Origin of the sequence: Bradyrhizobium sp. NBAIM08, assembly GCF_020193935.1 — a bacterium.
Taxonomy (GTDB): domain Bacteria; phylum Pseudomonadota; class Alphaproteobacteria; order Rhizobiales; family Xanthobacteraceae; genus Bradyrhizobium; species Bradyrhizobium yuanmingense.
In genome coordinates this window covers 1-717 of the sequence record NZ_JADYVR010000057.1, presented here as the reverse complement: position 1 = coordinate 717, position 717 = coordinate 1, and the positions used below count along the sequence as shown (strand labels likewise).

1 protein-coding gene is annotated in these 717 nt (G+C 55.4%); it reads right to left on the bottom strand.

Translation table 11 applies throughout. The annotated features are described in order from the left end of the window. The coding region (locus I6F37_RS38350; RefSeq protein WP_225131597.1) for a condensation domain-containing protein at window positions 1-717 on the bottom strand (717 nt) is incomplete at both ends.

The window sequence follows — 717 nt, the reverse complement described above, 5'->3', positions numbered from 1 at the left end:
CACTTCGATAAAGCACATCGTATTGTCCGCCATCATACGGATTCGGCAGGAAACAGCGGTCAGTCCGATCTTGATCCTGCCAATACCCAGCGCTCAGACAGCGGCCCGCGATGCACAGTTCGCCGGACGCTCCAACAGGCACTCTCTTCAATCGTGCATCGAGCACGTAGAGTTTGACGTTGTCGATCGTGCAGCTGTTGCGGCGCGCAAATTCTCTTACACGACTGGAAAGATCGCCGCCAAGCAGCACTGGATGCGAGGCGCCGCGGTATGAATTTGTCTGCGGGCGCGCTCGTCCCGTTCCAAGCGAAAGCACCGGCGGATCATCACCAATCTGACGACGCCAATAGTGACGTTGGCTCTCCAGCGCCTCTGGAGAAACGTGTCGTTTTTCCCACGCCGCGTAGCCCGAGAGTGACGCACGGTTCTCTGGGCAAAACGCCACGGCATCTACGTACCTTTGCTGAAGATCTCTGAGCAGCACAGAGATGGACCAGGCATCGACGATGATTTCATGAGCGGTGATCAATATGAGATGATTGTCAGGACCAAGCCGGACCATGCGCGCGCGAAACAAGTGGTCCTGTCCAAGATCGAAATTGTCTTTCAGCTCCGTTCGCCGAAACTGTGCGATGAGCTCCTCAGCCTCGGAGGAGGTGAGATGAGATACATCGATCAATTCAAGATTGGTGCATGGCGGAGCATCAAAGCATTGAA